16 protein-coding genes and 1 tRNA gene are annotated in these 14,840 nt (G+C 44.9%); 7 read left to right on the forward strand and 10 right to left on the reverse strand.

The window, feature by feature from the left end:
- The 8 genes from Xedl_RS13735 to aspA all read right to left on the reverse strand — a co-directional run.
- The coding region (locus Xedl_RS13735; protein ID WP_279625361.1) for a primase-helicase zinc-binding domain-containing protein at positions 1-745 on the reverse strand (745 nt) is incomplete at its 3' end.
- Between the two features lie 108 nt (positions 746-853).
- Positions 854-1,060 (reverse strand): helix-turn-helix transcriptional regulator, encoded by a 207-nt coding sequence (locus Xedl_RS13740; RefSeq protein WP_074024401.1) that lies wholly within the window; start codon positions 1,058-1,060, stop codon positions 854-856.
- A 139-nt stretch (positions 1,061-1,199) separates the two neighbouring features.
- The gene (locus Xedl_RS13745) at positions 1,200-2,471 is read right to left on the reverse strand and encodes a tyrosine-type recombinase/integrase (RefSeq protein ID WP_074024402.1); all 1,272 of its coding nucleotides are present in this window, start codon (positions 2,469-2,471) and stop codon (positions 1,200-1,202) included.
- A 165-nt stretch (positions 2,472-2,636) separates the two neighbouring features.
- Positions 2,637-2,712 (reverse strand) — tRNA-Phe (locus Xedl_RS13750).
- 129 nt (positions 2,713-2,841) lie between these two features.
- Positions 2,842-3,414, reverse strand: a complete 573-nt coding sequence (dicD, locus tag Xedl_RS13755; protein ID WP_074024403.1) for a division control transcriptional repressor DicD — start codon at positions 3,412-3,414, stop codon at positions 2,842-2,844.
- 24 nt (positions 3,415-3,438) lie between these two features.
- Positions 3,439-5,145 carry a protein-disulfide reductase DsbD gene (locus tag Xedl_RS13760; protein ID WP_074024404.1) on the reverse strand — a complete coding sequence of 569 codons (1,707 nt, stop codon included), beginning with the start codon at positions 5,143-5,145 and terminating at the stop codon, positions 3,439-3,441.
- A gap of 208 nt (positions 5,146-5,353) precedes the next feature.
- Positions 5,354-6,655, reverse strand: a complete 1,302-nt coding sequence (locus tag Xedl_RS13765; RefSeq protein ID WP_074024405.1) for an anaerobic C4-dicarboxylate transporter — start codon at positions 6,653-6,655, stop codon at positions 5,354-5,356.
- A 139-nt stretch (positions 6,656-6,794) separates the two neighbouring features.
- Complete coding sequence (gene aspA / locus Xedl_RS13770; protein ID WP_074024406.1) at positions 6,795-8,219, reverse strand: aspartate ammonia-lyase; 1,425 nt, start codon at positions 8,217-8,219, stop codon at positions 6,795-6,797.
- 332 nt (positions 8,220-8,551) lie between these two features.
- Between aspA and Xedl_RS13775 the strand changes: the two genes are divergently transcribed.
- The 4 genes from Xedl_RS13775 (at position 8,552) to Xedl_RS13790 (ending at position 11,711) form a co-directional block, all read left to right on the forward strand.
- A complete protein-coding gene (locus Xedl_RS13775; protein ID WP_074024407.1) occupies positions 8,552-9,085 on the forward strand; it encodes an FxsA family protein in 534 nt (177 codons plus the stop codon).
- A gap of 173 nt (positions 9,086-9,258) precedes the next feature.
- Positions 9,259-9,552 (forward strand): co-chaperone GroES, encoded by a 294-nt coding sequence (locus tag Xedl_RS13780; protein ID WP_074024408.1) that lies wholly within the window; start codon positions 9,259-9,261, stop codon positions 9,550-9,552.
- 59 nt (positions 9,553-9,611) lie between these two features.
- The gene (gene groL / locus Xedl_RS13785; protein ID WP_074024409.1) at positions 9,612-11,258 is read left to right on the forward strand and encodes a chaperonin GroEL; all 1,647 of its coding nucleotides are present in this window, start codon (positions 9,612-9,614) and stop codon (positions 11,256-11,258) included.
- A 111-nt stretch (positions 11,259-11,369) separates the two neighbouring features.
- Complete coding sequence (locus tag Xedl_RS13790; protein WP_074024410.1) at positions 11,370-11,711, forward strand: DUF4156 domain-containing protein; 342 nt, start codon at positions 11,370-11,372, stop codon at positions 11,709-11,711.
- A 156-nt stretch (positions 11,712-11,867) separates the two neighbouring features.
- On the opposite strand, the gene epmB is transcribed toward Xedl_RS13790, so the two are convergent.
- A complete protein-coding gene (gene epmB / locus Xedl_RS13795) occupies positions 11,868-12,896 on the reverse strand; it encodes an EF-P beta-lysylation protein EpmB (RefSeq protein ID WP_074024411.1) in 1,029 nt (342 codons plus the stop codon).
- A gap of 40 nt (positions 12,897-12,936) precedes the next feature.
- Between epmB and efp the strand changes: the two genes are divergently transcribed.
- The gene (gene efp / locus Xedl_RS13800) at positions 12,937-13,503 is read left to right on the forward strand and encodes an elongation factor P (RefSeq protein WP_074024412.1); all 567 of its coding nucleotides are present in this window, start codon (positions 12,937-12,939) and stop codon (positions 13,501-13,503) included.
- 203 nt (positions 13,504-13,706) lie between these two features.
- The gene (gene sugE / locus Xedl_RS13805; RefSeq protein WP_074024413.1) at positions 13,707-14,021 is read left to right on the forward strand and encodes a quaternary ammonium compound efflux SMR transporter SugE; all 315 of its coding nucleotides are present in this window, start codon (positions 13,707-13,709) and stop codon (positions 14,019-14,021) included.
- Between the two features lie 40 nt (positions 14,022-14,061).
- Here the strand turns inward: sugE and Xedl_RS13810 are convergent, their stop codons facing one another.
- On the reverse strand, positions 14,062-14,274 hold the full coding sequence (locus tag Xedl_RS13810; protein WP_074024414.1) for a helix-turn-helix domain-containing protein: 213 nt from the start codon (positions 14,272-14,274) through the stop codon (positions 14,062-14,064).
- Between the two features lie 218 nt (positions 14,275-14,492).
- Between Xedl_RS13810 and Xedl_RS13815 the strand changes: the two genes are divergently transcribed.
- Complete coding sequence (locus Xedl_RS13815) at positions 14,493-14,663, forward strand: helix-turn-helix domain-containing protein (RefSeq protein ID WP_339373742.1); 171 nt, start codon at positions 14,493-14,495, stop codon at positions 14,661-14,663.
- The last annotated feature ends 177 nt before the right edge of the window (positions 14,664-14,840 follow it).

Consider the following 14,840-nt stretch of genomic DNA (forward strand, 5'->3'; position numbering starts at 1 on the left):
AATTGCCCTCATCCAGCGCCGCCAGAACAGTGCCTTTATAGAGCTGGTTAACCGTGAGTGCTGTGGCGTAACCTTCGGTGATAATTACCGTCTCCGGATACTCTTCCAGCGCTGACACGGGAATAAACGCCCCTTTTTTCTGGCTGCCGGGGAAGAATTTTTTCTCGCCATTGGGTTTGATGATTTGAGCGCCGGTGACTTTTTTATCCAGAGTTGTCAGTACCAGTACTGTCGAATTATCAAACAGTAGCCGCTGATCAAGATGTTGCAGACCCTTTGCAGCCAGATAAGGCGATTGCCCCACGACAGTTTGTGCCATCAGTGCCGCCACTCTTTCAGCAATCGGTAGTGTTGGATAATGGGTTTCTTTGGCTGGCTTGGGGGCTGGCAAAGGTAGCGCCAGTACATTAGCGACAACTTTTGCCGCCCCAATAACAGAGATCCCTTTGATTCTTGCCACTAAATCCAGTCCATCACCATAGTTTGGGGCGTCACACTGACGGCAATGCCAGTTGCCATGATGGTGATCATCGATAAAGTGAAAACGGTCAGTACCACCGCAGATGGGACAAGCGCCATGTTTACCTTTTGCGGGAATATCAATACCACAGGCAGGTAGCAGATTTTGCCAGGAATACATAGCCGAGGTTTTGACGGTTTGGATCAGATCAAGCGGTTTTTGGCTGCCTGATGTTTTTTGAACTGTAAATTTGGGACGAGTTTGGGTATGCTGTGTATCAGCCATAATTTTTTACCTTACGAATGGTTATTGGTGAAACGCCTCGCAGTGTTGGTAGCACTTCGGGGCGTTGTATTTTTATGTTACGTGTCTTATGTCATCTTCTTTTCTGTGTTATGCCGCTCGCGATTCAGCAATACGCTGGGTAATCCAGTCATCAATCTCTGCTTCAATAAAAGCAACGGAACGTGGGCCAATCTTGACCTGCTGCGGGAATGCACCGTCACTAATTAGTTTGTAGATCCACGCCTTGCTGTAACCCGTCCTGCGCTGTACTTCTGGCAAACGAATCAGGCTTGTTTTCAATGCTGCCACTGTCATGTCACTTCTCCTGTTACCCAGTCCCTGAAATATCATCGTGGACGTTGTTTGATGACAGGCGGATTATTTAAAAAGCAAGATTAAATGAACAGCGTTAATTGTTTTTCTCCCGATGAAAATTAACGGGTTGCAAATTGTATTAGCGGTTTTTCCTGTCACGCAGCGGTTTGGCGAAGTCATACGGTGTAATGGCTTTTTCCCGGTTCGCATCCAGATAATCCGCCCACCACTGCACCATCAGCCGCCGTTCATCCAGATGTTTAGAGGTGTGAATATACGCCGCCCGCACGTTGTTTCGTTCGATATGGCTGAGCTGGCGTTCGATGGCATCATCGCTCCACAGACCGGATTCACCCATTGCACCGCGCGCCATTGTGCGGAAGCCATGCCCGCAGACATCGGTTTGAGTGTCGTAGCCCATCGCCCGTAATGCCTTGTTAACCGTGTTTTCGCTCATAACTTTCGCAGCATCATGATCACTGGGGAATACCACTTCGCAGTTGCCGCTCAGTACGTGCAACTCTTTGAATAACGAGACAGCTTGACGGCTCAGCGGTACGATGTGATCCGTTTTCATTTTCATGCCGCGTTCAGAAAAGCGAACGCCTTTAATGGGTTGCCTTGTGGCGGGAATTTTCCATACCGCGTTTTCAAGGTCGATTTCCTGCCAGCGGGCGAATCTCAACTCACTGGAACGCACAAACGTCAGCAGTGCCAGCTCTACCGCAATCTTGGTCAGCAGGCGACCGCGATAGGCCGATAAACGGCTCAGGAAATCAGGTAAATATTCATGGGGCAGGGCGGGATGGTGGCGAGATTTTGCAGTGGTAAGTGCGCCGGTCATATCATTGGCCGGATTGGTTTCCAAAATATCATTCTGGACGGCATAGCGCATGATGGCAGTGATACGCTGACGCAGCCGCTGGGCGATATCGTGTTTGCCCTGTTCATCAATGGCTTTGACGGGGGCTAAAAGCTGGCTGGTGCGTAACGTGGTAATATCGCGTGTGCCGATATGCGGGAAAATAGACTGCTCAAGGCTGCGCAGCACTTTTTGACGGTGGCTGTCGCTCCAGCGTTTGTTACTGGCGTGCCATGCACGGGCGACTTCTTCAAACGAATTGACTTTGGCGGGCGTTGGGGTGCCTTTCTTTTCGGCTTTGGGATCGATGCCTTGTGCCATCAGCTTTTTGGCTTCATCCCGTCTGGCGCGTGCATCGGCTAATGATACGGCGGGATAGACACCAAATGCCAGACGGTCTTCTTTCTTATCGGTCGGGCGGTAATACTTCATCCGCCAGTATTTTGAGCCGCGTGACGAGACTTCTAAATAAAGACCGCCGCCATCGGCGAGTTTGTAGGTTTTTTCTTTGGGCTTTGCAGTGTCGATTTGCCGGGCGTTTAGTTTCATTATTAAGGGCATCCTTGTAATCGAACGGTAAGTGCCCCGAATTATGCCCTTCGCTGCATCTTGATTGCAACAGACGAAACTAGACCTAAAAATAAGAATTGATGTTGATTTTGCTGGATTTAGCAGGAATTGTTTGACTGGGCTGGACTTCACTGAAATTTGAAGTGGTGCCCGGAGGCGGAATCGAACCACCGACACGGGGATTTTCAATCCCCTGCTCTACCGACTGAGCTATCCGGGCTAACGGGGCGCATTAAACCGTATTCAGCCTAATCCGTCAAACACTTTCTGCAAAAAAAACATAAAAATTGATTGCTTGCTGCATTTTTACGCCATCTTGGTGTAATTATTCAGCTAAGGACACTTTTTATTAACTTAACGCACCATTTTTTCGGCATTTTGCGATGGTTAGAATATCTTGAGCCAGCAGTTTCGCGGTAATCACATCTTCAAGCTTTCGTTTCACCAATAGCTTACTGAGACACCCCTCAAGGATAAGTTCCATCTGTTGGGCGACTTGCTGACTGTCGTCAATATCAAGTTGTTGTAATAATTTTTCCGTGTAATGGAAAGAGTTTTGTTTTTGCAATTCGGCTAATTGGTGAATTGGATGGTCAACGTCAGGAAAAGCGCTGCAAGCAGCAATAAACAGGCAGCCTGGATAATGCTGTTCCTGGACTTTTTTCTGGAGCGCATCGTAGCGTGCCAGTAATTTTTGCTCAGGGCTTAAGGCTTCATCTAACAAGGTTTGGCGCTGCCAGATTTCAATTTGCTGGCCGTGGTAGCGTAGGCAGTCGTAGAGTAGGGCTTCACGATCAGGCCAAAAATGTTTTATATGGTCGGTCTCAATGTCAAAAGGAGTTAAAAGTGTCTCTAGTGTTGCTGACAGGCCATGTTGCTCCAATAAGTTCAGGACATGGCTAAGCATATATTCACGTTGCACGGTGGATCTCCTTCCGGATTGTTTTTATTGTAGATGTTGTAATTGTTGTACATGCTGGTTAAAACGCTGGGCGTTCATAAATCCATTGACTCGCGAACCAGTTAGCTCTTTTCCCTTATCGAAAAACAAGATAGTGGGGAGTCCCAGCACTCGCAGTTTTTGCAATAATTCTTTTTGTTTTGGCGTGTTATTCGTGATATTTGCCTGCAACAAGAGAAATTGATTTAATTGTGCCTGTACTTGTGGATCACTGAAAGTATATTTTTCAAACTCTTTGCAGGCTACACACCAATCAGCATACAGATCTAACATAATCGGTCGATGGTGATTTTCAGCCAGAATTTGACTTAATTCTTGCCAATCAGAGATTTGTTGAAATTGTAAAGTGGCTTTTTGTTGTTCTGATACAGAGTTTCCCCATACCCAATCTTGCAAAGGACGTGAAGCGATGAGTGCTAAAGCCAGCAAGATGACTTGTAAAGTCCGCACCCAGCCGTTTTTACTGTTTAAGGTTAATGCGAACGCCCAACTAAGGAAAGAAACTGCCAATAAACTCCACAATATTATGCCCCATGTGTCACCAAGTACACGTTCTAGCAGGAAGGCTGGCAAGGCCAATATAATAAATCCAAAAGCCTCTTTAACGTATTGCATCCACGGGCCGCTGCGTGGCAGGAGTTTGTGACCAAATAGTGTGACGGCGATAAGCGGTAAGCCCATTCCCAAGGCATAGAGGTACAAGGTCAAGCCGCCGACCAATGTATTACCGCTTTGAGCGATATAAAGCAAAATAGCACTGAGCGGTGCGGTCGTGCAGGGAGAAGCAATTAACCCTGCCAAGGCTCCCATCACAAATACACCAATATAAGAGCCGCTTTGCTGTTGGTTGCTCCAATCCACGAGGCGAGTCTGGAGCGAGGAAGGAAGTTGTAATGTATATAGACCAAACATTGATAAGGCGAGCAAGATAAACAGCGCTGACAGCCCTACGAGAATGTAAGGATTTTGCAGAGCAGCCTGAAATTGTAAGCCAGCCGCCGCGACGACTAAACCAAGTACGGTGTAAGTGAGCGCCATTCCCTGAACGTAACTCATAGCGAGCCAAAAGATCCTTTTTAGGCTTTCAGGACGTTTTTGACCCAAAATAATGCTGGAAATCAGCGGATACATGGGCAGTATGCAGGGAGTGAACGCAATGCCAATGCCAATTAATAACGCCCAGAGTGGCGAAAATGGCACATCATGGGATTCGGATGGTATCGCAGTTTCATTACCTGATAGGGCGGAGGTAGTAACGGCTTGCAATGGTACGTTTAGGGTCTCAGGTGGATAACAATAACCCGCTTCTGCACATCCTTGATATGTGACCTGGAGAGCGCCGTTATTGGTAGCTGACAGAATGGGAATATCAATCCGTGCGGATTGAAAATAGACTTCTGTCTTACCAAAAAACTCATCTTCATGGCCTGCACCTTTAGCGTATGTAATTTTCCCCAATGACACTTCTTGATTGGGAATAATGTTGAATTGTTTTCGATAAAGGTAATAACCAGGTTTGATATCCCAGTTCAGTGTGAGTTTATTTTCTTGTTGCTGAAAATCAAACACGAATGCTTGATCAGCAGGAAGGTAGAGACTTTTCCCCGCTTGCTCAAACAGTGCGCTAGCTTTGTCAGGAGACAGCGCGATGCCACTGAACAATAGAAACAACATAAGAATACGTTTCATCATAAGATAATCTTTGACCTGCCTGTATCGTAAGTTTGATTTGGGAAATTTATTAGAATCTGCACTATAACTGATGACGCTTATAGCAGAAAGTCACTTGTTCAATATTAAGACAATAGTGTTTTTTGACAGGAAAAGATAGGCAAGGAAGGAAGTTTCAGGGGCTGGCATGCCCCTGAAATAATGATGATAAACAATCGAAATTGTAAAGCTACAAGATAATACCACCAAACAGGAAACCGAATGTGACCGCCAATACAACGGCAAGAGTACCTGGAATAAAGAATGGATGATTGAAGACAAAACGCCCGATACGAGTGGTGCCGGTATCATCCATCTGTACAGCGGCAACCAGTGTTGGATAAGTTGGCAGAATAAACAGACCAGACACCGCAGAGAACGAAGCAATCGCTGTTAATGGAGTCACACTCAGTGCCAGAGCCATTGGCATCAATGCCTTAGCTGTTGCTGCTTGTGAATAGAGCAAAGCTGAACAGAAGAAGAAAATGATTGCCAGTAGCCACGGTTGAGCATGAATCAAACTGCCTGCGGTTTCTTTGATCCAATCGAGATTAGCCTGTACAAAAGTATCCCCCAGCCATGCAACCCCTAAAATACAGATACATGCGCTCATGCCGGCTTTGAAAGTGCTTGAGTTCAGGATGGCATCGGTATCGACGGAGCAAATAATAGTGGTGAGGGTAGCGATACTGAGCATGATGATCAAAATCGCATTTGTGGTGTTCATCAGGGGTTTTTCAACCAGGCCGACGCTTGGGCTATTGATAATGGCATAAATGACAACACTCACAACACCTAACAGGAACAACAGAACAGAGCATTTTGCTTTGGGTTTGATTTGAATTTGGCTGGCACCCCGCATTTCTATCAAACCATCTTCAAGGCGTTTTTGGTAAACAGGATCATTCGCCAGTTTGGCATCAAAAAGCCATGAAATAATGAATGACATGAGGATGATGGCGCAAAATGTTGAAGGTAGTAATACCATTAATAGGTGGATATAGCTGATGCCTTGCCCTTCCATAATCGATGCCATATAAACCACCGCCGCAAAAATCGGCGAAGCCGTGATCCCAATCTGGGCAGCAACAACGGCAGTAGAGAGTGGACGGCATGGTTTTATGCCTTGCTCTTTGGCAACCTCTGTAATAACAGGCAATGTTGCCAGTGAGATGTTTCCCGTACCGGCAAATAGCGTCAGAAAATAAGTGACGATCGGCGCAAGGATTGTGATGTATTTGGGATTCTTACGCAGTAATTTTTCAGTTTGCTGAACGAGATAATCTAGTCCCCCAGCCACTTGCATGGCTGATATCGCAGCAATGACGGCCATGATAATTGAAATAACATCAAATGGAATACTGCCTGGTTTAACACCGATGGCGGCGAGGACGAGAACACCGATTCCACCAGCAAAACCAATCCCAATTCCCCCTAGTCGTGCTCCCAAAAAAATGGCCAGCAGAACGATAGCTAATTCTACGGCTAACATGTTAAATACTCCTTCATTTATTTAGTATTATGAAAATCTATGGTTAATAGTTTGTGTTTGCGGAAAATTAAAAAGGCACGCTTCCGGTTGGAATAGCGTGCCTTAATAATTAAGACGAACTCGTTATTATAATCATTAATCAGTCATCAAAACGTTTTGCTTTATAAGTTGGATGTTTTAGGTTCTCAACGGAGAAAATATCATCTAATTCAGTTTCGGTCAGTAAACCGCGTTCAAGCACGACTTCACGGACGCTTTTGCCCGTTTCAGCACAGATCTTGCCCACGATATCGCCATTGTGGTGACCAATAAATGGGTTCAGATAAGTCACGATCCCGATGGAGTTGAATACGAAACTTTCGCAGACTTCTTTATTAGCAGTAATACCGTTGATACATTTTTCAACCAAATTACGGCATGCATTGCTCAGGATAGCTATAGATTCAAACATAGCCTGACCAATTGCAGGTTCCATTACATTAAGCTGTAACTGACCCGCTTCTGCTGCCATAGTGACACAGGTATCGTTACCAATGACTTTGAAGCAAACCTGGTTAACAACTTCTGGCACAACGGGGTTAACTTTCGCTGGCATGATAGAAGAACCTGCCTGCAATTCTGGCAGGTTGATTTCATTCAGGCCAGCACGAGGGCCGGAAGAGAGCAGACGCAAGTCATTACAAATCTTGGACATCTTAACCGCCAGACGCTTCAACGCGCTGTGCACCATGACGTAAGCTCCACAGTCAGAAGTAGCTTCTATCAAATCTTCTGCGGGTTGGCAAGGCAATCCTGTGACTTCGGCCAATTTTTCAACGACCAGTTTTTGGTAACCTGGGGCAGTATTCAGGCCAGTACCGATCGCTGTCGCGCCAAGGTTTACTTCCAGCAGCAGCTCTGCCGTGCGATTGATGTTTTTGATCTCTTCTTTCAATAGCACGGAAAAAGCACGGAATTCTTGACCCAGAGTCATTGGAACCGCATCTTGCAGTTGGGTACGACCCATTTTCAGGATGTCGTCGAATTCAACCCCTTTTTTGTCGAAGCCTTCTTTCAGCAATTCGATGGAATCAATCAAATGCATCAAGGAATTATAAACAGCAATACGGAAGCCAGTAGGATAAGCGTCATTGGTTGATTGGCTTTTGTTCAGGTGATCATTTGGGTTCAGGTACTCATATTGACCTTTTTGATGTCCCATCAACTCCAGGCCGATATTTGCTAACACCTCATTAGTATTCATATTCAATGAGGTACCGGCACCACCCTGAAAGACATCAACAGGGAATTGATCCATACATTTGCTTTTGATGAGAATTTCATCGCATGCTTTGACGATGATGTCTGCCACTTTTCCAGGAATAGTATGGAGTTCTTTGTTTGCCAGTGCCGCGGCTTTTTTCACCATCACCATGCCGCGGATAAATTCAGGCACATTGTTGATGGTACGGTCACTGATATAAAAGTTTTCAATCGCACGCAGAGTGTGAATACCGTAGTAGGCTTCAGCAGGAACTTCTCGTTTACCTAACAGGTCTTCTTCGATACGAATGTTGTTTGACATGAGAACCTTCTTAAAATTGGATACGTTTTTTGACTGTTCTATTACGTGTTTGTTGAAAAATAATGTTGCCGACAACAATTTCCCTGATATTAGACACTTATCATGAAATTGCTGGCGCGATCATATGTGGATTTGTCAAAAATGCCTTGAACCTGGATCACTTTATAGTGCTATTTTATTAATGAAATACCATATGTGTGACTAAGGTCACGATTACGGAGAGAAAAAGTTAAGAGTTCGAAGTATTGAAAATGATCACAATTATCCCCACATGTGTTATCTAACACCATATTATGTGATCTAACCCTCAATAATAATGAAAGGAGAACCACGTGCGTTGGCTCCCGCTTATCTTTATATGCCTTCTGGTTTACATCGAGTCTGTTCTGTTTGTGCGGATTGCCTCTGAAGTTGGGGTCTTGTTGACTCTGTTACTGGTTATTCTTACATCTTGTCTTGGTGTATCCCTTGTGCGTAATCAAGGCATCAAGAATTTTATCTCTATGCAGCAAAAACTCGCAGCCGGTGAGAGTCCTGCGCAAGAGGCTGTAAAAAGCGTTTCTTTGGTTATGGCTGGTTTTTTGCTGATATTGCCCGGTTTTTTCACCGATTTTCTCGGCTTACTGCTGTTATTGTCTCCCGTGCAGAAACTGCTGACAGCGAAGTTATTGCCTCATATTAAGTTTTACCGCCCAAATACTTTTTATGGTTCCGGTAATCATGAGGGCGGTTATGGTCAGAACGGGCAGACTTTTGAGGGGGAATATGAACGCAGGCAAGATGATGCTTCCCATACATTGGATGACCAAAAATCCGCTGAACAAAAGAATTATGGTGAGTCTGGTCATGAACGCAATAAGAAATGATTGCCTGCGTTGACTGAAATTTCAATGAGTAAGAAAAAAGTAAAATATTTTTGTTATCCACCCTTGAAGTCATGATCTCAAGCCCCAATTTGTAGCTTCGTGATACTGGTTCTATTGGGTTCTGGTATCAATCCTCTTACCTGATATGGACTTTATTTATAGGAGATCTATCAATGAAAATTCGTCCATTACATGACCGCGTTATCATCAAGCGTACAGAAGTTGAATCAAAATCTGCTGGCGGTATTGTTTTGACGGGCTCTGCTGCGGGCAAATCTACCCGTGGAGAAGTGTTGGCAGTCGGCAATGGTCGCATCCTCGAAAATGGGGAAGTGAAGGCGCTGGATGTAAAAGTGGGTGATACCGTCATTTTTAATGAAGGTTACGGCGTTAAAACAGAAAAGATCGATAATGAAGAAGTATTGATCATGTCTGAGAGCGACATTCTGGCAATTGTTGAAGCGTAATAGAGAATCTTATTTACGCTTAGATCTTCTTAATTGAATGAATTTAAAGGAAAGATACAATGGCAGCTAAAGACGTAAAATTTGGTAATGATGCTCGCAGCAAAATGCTACGCGGTGTGAATGTACTGGCTGATGCAGTTAAAGTGACCCTGGGCCCTAAAGGCCGCAATGTAATTTTGGATAAATCTTTCGGTGCGCCTGTTATCACTAAAGACGGTGTATCTGTAGCACGTGAAATCGAATTGGAAGACAAATTCGAGAACATGGGTGCTCAGATGGTTAAAGAAGTCGCTTCTAAAGCTAATGATGCGGCAGGCGATGGTACCACCACAGCAACCGTATTGGCTCAAGCTATCGTCACCGAAGGTCTGAAAGCTGTTGCTGCTGGCATGAACCCAATGGATCTGAAACGCGGTATCGATAAAGCAGTTATTTCCGCTGTTGATGAGCTGAAAAAACTGTCCGTACCTTGCTCTGATTCCACTGCTATTGCGCAGGTTGGTACTATCTCTGCAAACTCCGACGAAACCGTAGGTAAACTGATCGCAGAAGCGATGGACAAAGTCGGTAAAGAAGGTGTAATCACCGTTGAAGAAGGTACTGGCCTGGAAGACGAGCTGGACGTTGTTGAAGGTATGCAGTTCGACCGTGGTTACCTGTCTCCTTATTTCATCAACAAACCAGAAGCAGGTTCTGTTGAACTGGAAAACCCATACATCCTGCTGGTTGACAAGAAAATCTCCAACATCCGTGAACTGTTGCCAGTTCTGGAAGGCGTCGCTAAGGCAAGCAAGCCTTTGATGATTATCGCTGAAGATGTTGAAGGTGAAGCACTGGCAACTCTGGTTGTTAACAACATGCGTGGTATCGTGAAAGTTGCTGCGGTTAAAGCACCTGGCTTCGGTGATCGCCGTAAAGCCATGCTGCAAGATATCGCTACCCTGACCAACGGTACTGTTATCTCTGAAGAGATTGGTCTGGAGCTGGAAAAAGCGACTCTGGAAGATCTGGGCCAGGCAAAACGTGTTGTTATCAACAAAGACACCACAACTATCATTGATGGTGTAGGTGAAGAAAGCGCAATTGCTGCACGTGTTACTCAGATCCGTCAGCAAATCGAAGAATCGACTTCTGATTATGACCGTGAAAAACTGCAAGAGCGTGTTGCTAAACTGGCAGGCGGTGTTGCTGTAATCAAAGTAGGCGCAGCAACAGAAGTTGAAATGAAAGAAAAACGCGCTCGCGTTGACGATGCACTGCACGCAACACGTGCGGCAGTAGAAGAAGGTGTTGTTGCTGGTGGCGGTGTTGCTCTGGTTCGTGTTGCCAGCGCGATCTCTGGCCTGACTGCTGATAACGAAGATCAGAACGTCGGTATTCGCGTTGCACTGCGTGCAATGGAAGCGCCAATGCGTCAGATCGTAGACAACGCAGGTGAAGAACCCTCTGTTGTTGTAAACAACGTGAAAGCAGGTAAAGACAACTACGGTTATAACGCTGCAACTGAACAGTACGGCGATATGATCGAAATGGGTATCTTGGATCCAACTAAAGTAACCCGTTCTGCACTGCAATTCGCTGCTTCTATCGCTGGCCTGATGATCACGACCGAAGCCATGGTAACTGAGCTGCCTAAAGATGATAAAGCTGACTTAGGTGCTGCTGGTGGCATGGGCGGTATGGGTGGAATGGGCGGCATGATGTAATGCTGTTCATCCTGATGATGGCATTACCCATCCGTTAGGATAAGCCTTTAAAGGCGAGCAGGGAAAACTTGCTCGCCTTTTTATTTGTTCCTATAACCAATGAGGGAAGTTATGCGAATTAAAATTTTATTTGGTGCGTCAGTATTACTATTGGCAGGGTGCACAACAACTCATCAATTAACCTCTGCTGGCGCTAATGTGCGTTTTGTGGATACACAACCAAATAGTCAATGCCAACGGTTAGGTGAAGTTACGGGAACTCAAAGCAACTGGCTCAATGGTGTTAGCAATGAGAGCAGTTCTATGCGCAGTGCAGCCAATGACTTACGTAATAAAGCGGCTGAAATGGGTGGCAATGTTATTTATGGCATCAATAGTCCATCAGAGGGCTTGCTGGCGAGTTTTGTTCCTCTTGATAGTAAAATGGTTGGTCAGGTCTATAAGTGCCCTTAGTACTAATGGATGGGATTAGTAAAAAATGGTTTGGGCAATGCCCAGAAAGAATGTTTCGGAACTCAAGCGTTACGTATACATTTAGTTTCTGTACATTGCCCAGTTAGAAGGGCTTTAATGGTGATAGCGTTAGCCTAATCAGTAATCGATTGATCACTAGTTTTGAGTTAACCCTAAATCCAGCGGTGTTTTGCTTGGCTCTCCACCAATTTCCCTGGTCAGGCTCGGAACCAGATAACCGGAGACTTTAGTTAATAATTCTCGCATGATGGCTTTTGCCTCTTCATCGTCCACGAGAAAATGGGCGGCACCTTGCACTTTATCCAGAACGTGGATGTAGTAAGGTAGTATGCCTGCATCAAACAGTGCATTACTTAAATTAGCCAAAGTATCTGCATCATTATTGATATCACGTAACATCACACTTTGATTCAGCAGTGTTACTCCGGCTTGTTTTAGTCGCGTCATACTTATGCGGAACGCGTCATCAATTTCATTGGCATGGTTGATATGAGTCACCATGATCACCCGCAAACGAGTTTGTGCTAAACGATTACACAGTGAAAGCGTGATGCGATCAGGGATCACAACCGGCAAACGCGTATGAATACGTAACCGCTTAATGTGTGGAATGGATTCAAGACGACTGATTAACCAGTCCAGTTCATGATCCTTAGCCATTAGCGGATCACCACCAGAGAAGATAATTTCGTCAAGCTCAGGGTGTTGTTCAATATAATCCAGAGCAAGCAACCAATTATTTTTATTGCCTTTATTATCTGAATAAGGGAAATGGCGACGAAAACAATAACGACAATTAACCGCGCAGCCCCCTTTGACTAATAACAAGGCTCGATTGTGATATTTATGCAATAGGCCTGGAACAACACTGCGTTGTTCATCCAACGGATCAGTGGAGAAACCAGGGGATATAACAAACTCTTCCCGTGAGGTCAGGACTTGTAATAGAAGAGGATCATAGGGATCGCCCTTTTTCATCCGTGTTACAAATGCTCTTGGCACACGTAGAGGAAATAAGCGCTTTGCTTCATTGCCTTCTTGTAGCTCCGTATGTGTGTTTAAGGATAATAATTGCAACAACTCATTGGGATCAGTAATAACATCCGCGAGTTGTTGTAGCCAGGCTTCTCTGACAGGGTGAATATGGGTTATAATGTGTGCCATTTTTTGGCTAAGCCATTTTGTTAAAAATTAGAGGATCTCCATGGCTACTTATAGTACCAATGAATTCCGTTCAGGTCTTAAAATCATGTTAGATGGCGAGCCGTGCGCTATTCTTGACAGTGAATTTGTTAAACCAGGTAAAGGACAGGCATTCGCCCGAGTTCGTATTCGTAAACTGATCTCAGGTAAACTGCTGGAAAAAACTTTTAAATCAACAGATTCTGTTGACAGCGCAGATGTCATGGATGTTAGCCTGACTTATTTGTACAACGATGGTGAATTCTGGCACTTCATGAACAACGAAACTTTCGAGCAGTTGGCTGCGGATGAAAAGGCCGTTGGTGACAGTGCAAAATGGCTGATCGATCAGGCAGAATGTATTCTGACTCTGTGGGATGGCCGTCCTATCGCTGTAACTCCACCAAATTTTGTTGAACTGGAAATCGTTGATACCGATCCAGGTCTGAAAGGTGATACTGCGGGTACCGGCGGTAAACCTGCAACCCTGAGCACTGGCGCCGTAGTTAAAGTACCTCTGTTTGTACAGCTCGGCGAAGTGATCAAAGTAGATACTCGTTCTGGTGAATACGTTTCTCGCGTGAAATAATCACGCTTGTTATTCTAAAAAAACCGCAGCCTCTTCGTCTAGAGGTTGCGGTTTTTTTGTTATAACTCGTTGGGTATTGTCATTGCGGCCATCAGATCGGCTAGCTATAATCCAATTTCATTTCTTACCGTTATCCTGGACGACCTGGATAAACGTCATCTCATCGGGGACGGCCCCACTTGTCATCATATAAAGGGAAAGACATGTCTTGGTTGATCCTTCTTATTGCTGGTCTATTGGAAGTCGTGTGGGCGGTGGGTCTGAAATATACCCACAGTTTTTCACGCTGGGTGCCGAGTTTAATTACAATCAGTGCAATGATCATGAGTGTAGGATTGCTAGCCTATGCCATGAAAAATCTACCGGCAGGAACAGCCTATGCAGTGTGGACAGGTATTGGCGCGGTAGGTACGGCGATTTTCGGCATCATGGTGTTGGGGGAATCCGCGAATTTCGCTCGAATATTGAGCCTTGGCCTGATTGTAATGGGTATTATTGGCTTAAAGTTGGCGAGCTGATTTGCTTATAAATAAACCCAGCGTAGTGCTGGGTTTATGATTATTTCTCTTCATAACGAGAAGGCCATATTTCTTCCGGTGTGCGTCCCAGCGCTGCTGCAATAAGACGCTCCCCCTTTGGCCAATGTCGTTGCAATGCATTGGCAAGAGTTGATGACGCCAGCCCTGCTGTTCGCGATACTTCTGACAGTGATGTCCCGCGTTTTTTCAATTCAGCGATGATGTCAGCAGAATGCCAGTCTTTTTTTTCCATCCTTAAGCTCTCCAATTATCGATCATCTTTTCAATTAAAAAGTAAGTGAGTATTCAGTAGACTATAAGTCACACATCATAGCATAACTCTAGCTGAAACGTGACTCATAGTCCGTGGTCGGATAAGTAACATGAATCGATACTTATCGGATGAAAAAATCGAACAACATCAGATCCCTTTTTGGCCAAAGAATTAGGTATCTCAGGAGAGAAGCTGGGATGTCACAGGAGGCTTTTGCCGACAAATGTGGACTGGATCGCACTTATGTTAGTGGTATTGAACGTGGTGTCAGGAACCCTACTTTGGAAATTATTAATGTGATAGCCAATGGATTGCAGATTGAACTCAGTGAGTTATTCGATTTTGGGGTAATACATCCTCCCCGTTAAAACTCATTACCAAGAGAATAATACAGGTTATTAGAAAGATAAATTTCAACAACCCATCTCCTGTTTCTTCATCTTCTTTACTTTCAGTTGCAAAGTTGTAGCTAACAAAGCTGGCTTGATTATCGTTGTTGGTGGGAATCCGGCTAGTTTGACAGAAATTCTTTTAGCTATTGAGGC

Source organism: Xenorhabdus eapokensis, from assembly GCF_001908105.1.

Excerpts from the sequence above, each read along its gene's own strand:
- Xedl_RS13740 (WP_074024401.1), bottom strand. The coding sequence starts at position 1,060 with ATGACAGTGGCAGCATTGAAAACAAGCCTGATTCGTTTGCCAGAAGTA.
- Xedl_RS13745 (WP_074024402.1), bottom strand. The coding sequence starts at position 2,471 with ATGAAACTAAACGCCCGGCAAATCGACACTGCAAAGCCCAAAGAAAAA.
- Xedl_RS13760 (WP_074024404.1), bottom strand. The coding sequence starts at position 5,145 with ATGATGAAACGTATTCTTATGTTGTTTCTATTGTTCAGTGGCATCGCG.
- Xedl_RS13765 (WP_074024405.1), bottom strand. The coding sequence starts at position 6,655 with ATGTTAGCCGTAGAATTAGCTATCGTTCTGCTGGCCATTTTTTTGGGA.
- aspA (WP_074024406.1), bottom strand. The coding sequence starts at position 8,219 with ATGTCAAACAACATTCGTATCGAAGAAGACCTGTTAGGTAAACGAGAA.
- Xedl_RS13780 (WP_074024408.1), top strand. The coding sequence starts at position 9,259 with ATGAAAATTCGTCCATTACATGACCGCGTTATCATCAAGCGTACAGAA.
- groL (WP_074024409.1), top strand. The coding sequence starts at position 9,612 with ATGGCAGCTAAAGACGTAAAATTTGGTAATGATGCTCGCAGCAAAATG.
- Xedl_RS13790 (WP_074024410.1), top strand. The coding sequence starts at position 11,370 with ATGCGAATTAAAATTTTATTTGGTGCGTCAGTATTACTATTGGCAGGG.
- epmB (WP_074024411.1), bottom strand. The coding sequence starts at position 12,896 with ATGGCACACATTATAACCCATATTCACCCTGTCAGAGAAGCCTGGCTA.
- efp (WP_074024412.1), top strand. The coding sequence starts at position 12,937 with ATGGCTACTTATAGTACCAATGAATTCCGTTCAGGTCTTAAAATCATG.
- sugE (WP_074024413.1), top strand. The coding sequence starts at position 13,707 with ATGTCTTGGTTGATCCTTCTTATTGCTGGTCTATTGGAAGTCGTGTGG.
- Xedl_RS13810 (WP_074024414.1), bottom strand. The coding sequence starts at position 14,274 with ATGGAAAAAAAAGACTGGCATTCTGCTGACATCATCGCTGAATTGAAA.
- Xedl_RS13815 (WP_339373742.1), top strand. The coding sequence starts at position 14,493 with ATGTCACAGGAGGCTTTTGCCGACAAATGTGGACTGGATCGCACTTAT.